The sequence below is a fragment of the Sphaerochaeta sp. UBA5836 genome, assembly GCF_002432845.1.
Lineage (GTDB): Bacteria > Spirochaetota > Spirochaetia > Sphaerochaetales > Sphaerochaetaceae > Sphaerochaeta.
Genome location: NZ_DJGW01000006.1, coordinates 19,159 through 23,296, shown reverse-complemented (window position 1 = coordinate 23,296; position 4,138 = coordinate 19,159). Strand labels below are relative to the sequence as shown.

Genomic DNA, 4,138 nt, shown 5'->3' with positions numbered 1-4,138 from the left:
AGCAACCCCAGAACAGGAAACAAAGCCAAAGGGAGGGGCAGCTTGATCAGGCAATAAAGAAAGAACGGAGTGAGTGCGACCAACTGCATACGTGAGGCAAAGGAGAAGATGTACAAGCCCAGCAGCAACACAGCGTCCTGCTGGAAGTATGAAACCACCACCAATACAGCGGCATCGATGAGAAAGAATCGTGGATTGAGTGCAAAACGCCAACGCAGCAACAGGGAGAAGAGGACCAACAGAAACACCAACATCAAAGGGACATCGAGCTTCTCAAAGAGCAAAAGCAGCGACGAGACCAGCAAGAGCATGGTCACCAATCTCGTCACTTGCTCACAACCAAGAGAATATGTGCTCTGATGCAAAGCCTAGAATCTCCTTTTACTGCCGATCAACAGGAATATCCCTGTGAATACCCAGAGTACCACAGCAGAAAGGAGGACACCAGAGCCCGATTGCTTCCCAAGCATGAGCAGGCCGTTGGCCAGATAGTAGGTGGGAAGAATCCGCACCATGGTCTGTACCGACTGGGGAAGAAGTGAAAGCGGGAAGGACAAGCCGCTGACCAGGCACATGATCGAACCAATGCCGCTGAACAAGGCGAAGCTGGTATTGTAGGAACGAAACATGCTGTTCCAGGCAAGGGAGAGGGAGAGAACCATTGCACTGTAGGAGACGTAGAGCAGAAACAGAACCAGGTAGTTGGTTACATGAGGACCGAAATAGAGGATCGAGGCAACAACAAACACAAGACACTGCACAGCAAGCAGCAACAGCGAAGCAAGCAGATGGCTGGACAGGTAGTAGGCATGGCTTATCGGGGAGGCTGCGATGCGCACCACAATCTTCTGCATCCTGTCCTCGACAACCGGCCTTGAGAGCAGGAATGCCGAGAAGAGGTTCAATAATCCAAACAGGCTGAAGCCCATGGGCAGGGAGCCGGTCATCGAGGGAATGAACAGCAACACCAACGGCAGAACCAGCAGCAAAAGAAGGGAGATCCGTTGTTTCAGGTTTTGTTGCAAAGCGAACAGGAATATCGTCATACTTCTATCCTCCGTACCAAAGGTTTCAACGAGACGAACAGGAGGACAACAATCACTGCAATCGGCAGCATGACAAGGGCCATGGAGCCATAGTCTCCCTCCATCGCCCTGATGCTTGCGGTATTTGCCAGGCTCATCGGTGTGCCATAGAGGCGGATGACCCTGAACAAGGCCGAATCGGGAAGTGGAAAGTACAGCCCCACCAGCATCGGGACCACCGAACCGTAGATGGTGGTCACAACATTGGCTGCCTTCGAGGTGCCTACAAGAAAGAGCAGGACCGTACCCAGCAGCTGGTTGAAGAGCACCGAAACCAGGAGAATGACAAGCACCACGAAAAGACTTGGAATACTCGCTCCCAGAACAATGAAAGAGAAGAGTACAATCACCAAGGACTGCAGGAAACTGACCACCGTACCGCTGAGCAATACCGAGAGCACCAGCGACCTGCCTTCCACCGGTGAGGCGAAGAGACGGTCGTGCATAGGGGAGTAGAAGTCTGCAGCCAAGGTCTCAAAGCTCAAGGCTGCGCCATAGATTTGAAATGTAAGGGCGAACCCTATGACCAGGAGCGCCAACCGTTGTTGGCCTTCCACCTCCATGCCTGTCTGGATGTCGATGGTCTTGTACAGGTAGTCGAAGAAGAAAATCAGGATGAGGGGGAAGAGGATGAGAGTGGCATGACCTATGAGATCTTTCAGCGAGCGCCTGATGTGGAAGAGGATCATGAGGCCACCTCGTCACGCAGCTGCTTGCCGGTCAGGGTAAGAAACACATCCTCAAGGTTCGGTTGCTTGGTGTTGATGGTCACCAGACCCTGTTCGGAGAGGCTGAGCACCACCTTGTCCAGAATCGGGATGCCTCCGGGCACCACGATGGTGTATCGGTTTCCCTCCAAAGCCACTTCCTTCACATCAGCGAGTCCGAGCAGTTCCTTGCGTTTCTGCTCGCTGGCAAGCCTCACCTCCACCTCGATGAAGTGGTCGCCCCGGATGCGGGCGATCAACTCCCTGAGCGTCCCATCGGCGATGATGTGTCCGTTGTCCATAATATAAATACGGCTGGCAACCGCCTCCACCTCCTCGATATAGTGGGAGGTATAGATGATCGTCACCCCGCTTTTGGCAAGTTCCTTGACTGCTTGGAGGATGAAGGAACGCGACTGCGGGTCGATGCCGACCGTCGGTTCATCCATGATGATCAAGGCCGGCTTGTGCATCAGGGCGCAACCGATATTGAGCCTGCGCTTCATGCCGCCGCTGTAGTGCTTGACCTTGTCGCCCAGCCTGCCTTCAAGGCCGATAAGCCTGCCGACTTCAGCCATGCGTACTTGAATATCGGCCTTGCTCATCCCGTACAAGGAGGCAAAGAAGGCAAGGTTGTCCCTCCCGCTCATATCCTCATACAAGGTGATTTCCTGCGTCACATACCCGACTTTTCTGCGGATGGACTTGTTTTTCCCATCCTGGGGCATACCGAACACCGTAATGGACCCCTCATCGATGCCGATCAGGCCGATGATCGCTCGGATGCAGGTTGTCTTGCCTGCACCATTCGGCCCGAGCAGACCAATTACCTCACCCTGTTCCACCCTGAGCGAGCAGCAATCGAGAGCGAGATTCGTATTGAATCGCTTCATGACTTCGTCAACTTGTAATACCATGACTGTGTACCTCTGCTTCCCAGTATAGGAACCAGAGGCCGAGTCTGTGCAGTGACAATTGTCACTACCTCACCTATCTGACCAGGACAACCGGCTCGATCGTGACTTCGGTTTTCATGGAGTTGGAGATCAGGCAGTACTTTTCAGCCTTTTCCAAGAGTTTGATCGTCTGTTCCTTCCGGCTCTCATCATCGATGACAACCGTCGGCTTGATGTGGATGCGGGTCATAAGCATCCCCTTCTCCACGTTTTCCAGCGTCCCCACCGCTTCGCTCTTATAGCTCTTGAAGGCAAGCTTCGCCTTTTCGGCGAGGGAGAGGAAGGTGGTCAACAGACACACCTCTGCAGCGGCAGTATAGAGATGCTCAGGCGACCAGATGCCCTCATGGCCGCCGGGAAACTGAGGAGGCGTTGCCACCTCGATGGTCGGCAGCGAGGCAGAAGAGAGGGCCGCCCTCTTCTGCTTTGTCCACTCCACTGATGTACTATAGGTATGCGTATCGCTCATAGTTGTTTTCTCCTTGCACCATAAGGTATCCAAAACCGAGAGCACAGGCCACTACAGCGTTGCCGGGACCTCAGGCCAAATCTTCACACCCTTCTGCAAAAGCCACGTATGCTCTTCTCGATAATAGCGGGTGGTGGGAAGCCACTTGTCATTCGGCAGGTGGGGGATCAACCAGATGTAGTACATCGCGTACCCGGCTGCAGCAACCTGCGAGTGGGTGGTGTTGGGGAAAATCAAGGAGGAGTCGCCGTCATGGACGACGAACGCATCCTCATTGAGCACCGAGACCCCGAATCCCTGGGCGGGGAAGAAGCGGTAGTGGTAGATCTCCGGATGGGGATGGTCGTGCGGCGGATAGCTCGACCAACGGCCGGGGTGGTTGATGACCTCTCCCATAACCATATTCGAGTAGGGATCGCTCTCCCCGTCGAAGACGGTTCGCACCGTACGATTGCTTGCCTCGTTGAGCACGCCGGCACCGAAAATCTCGGTCTTCACCTCGCCCTTTGCATAGAAGCGAACCGGGAAAACCTGGTTGTTGACACACCGCTCAACGGCCAGCTCACTATCCTCAATCGCCTGTACCTTGACAGGTATGTGCCTGGGGGCATGCAGGACCACCGGAGGTTCATCGATGCAGCTCGCACGTTTGCCTACCGCTTCCTTTCCTTCCCAAGAGAAACGAACCTCCCCCTTGATCAACATCCATGCCCGCTCCAAGTCCAAGGAGCAGGTTACCGATTCTCCCTTGCCCAACTTGAGGATGCCGAAATCCAAAAGCATGGGACCGTCAAGCGTCGTAATAGGAGTATATCCAGCCTCAAACGGCTGTTGTTTGCGAATAATCATGGAAAAGCCTCCCTTTCACTGTCCAGCATACGAAACATACCCGGCTTTCGCAACCAAAGGATGCACATTCGC

At 54.2% G+C, this 4,138-nt stretch carries 6 protein-coding genes; all 6 read right to left on the bottom strand.

Annotated elements, in window-relative coordinates; genetic code table 11:
- Positions 1–365: hypothetical protein (locus B3F49_RS00560; RefSeq protein WP_293908511.1), on the bottom strand; the 365-nt coding region annotated here is incomplete at its 3' end.
- A 3-nt stretch (positions 366–368) separates the two neighbouring features.
- On the bottom strand, positions 369–1,046 hold the full coding sequence (locus B3F49_RS00555) for an ABC transporter permease (RefSeq protein ID WP_293895744.1): 678 nt from the start codon (positions 1,044–1,046) through the stop codon (positions 369–371).
- On the bottom strand, positions 1,043–1,774 hold the full coding sequence (locus B3F49_RS00550; RefSeq protein WP_293908510.1) for an ABC transporter permease: 732 nt from the start codon (positions 1,772–1,774) through the stop codon (positions 1,043–1,045). The genes B3F49_RS00555 and B3F49_RS00550 overlap by 4 nt, the downstream gene beginning before the upstream one ends.
- Positions 1,771–2,709, bottom strand: coding sequence for an ABC transporter ATP-binding protein (locus B3F49_RS00545; RefSeq protein WP_293908508.1), 939 nt, complete (start codon positions 2,707–2,709; stop codon positions 1,771–1,773). The genes B3F49_RS00550 and B3F49_RS00545 overlap by 4 nt, the downstream gene beginning before the upstream one ends.
- A gap of 73 nt (positions 2,710–2,782) precedes the next feature.
- Positions 2,783–3,217, bottom strand: coding sequence for an OsmC family protein (locus B3F49_RS00540; RefSeq protein WP_293908507.1), 435 nt, complete (start codon positions 3,215–3,217; stop codon positions 2,783–2,785).
- Positions 3,218–3,268: 51 nt separating this feature from the next.
- Positions 3,269–4,066, bottom strand: a complete 798-nt coding sequence (locus B3F49_RS00535) for a 5-deoxy-glucuronate isomerase (RefSeq protein WP_293908506.1) — start codon at positions 4,064–4,066, stop codon at positions 3,269–3,271.
- Between the last annotated feature and the right edge of the window lie 72 nt (positions 4,067–4,138).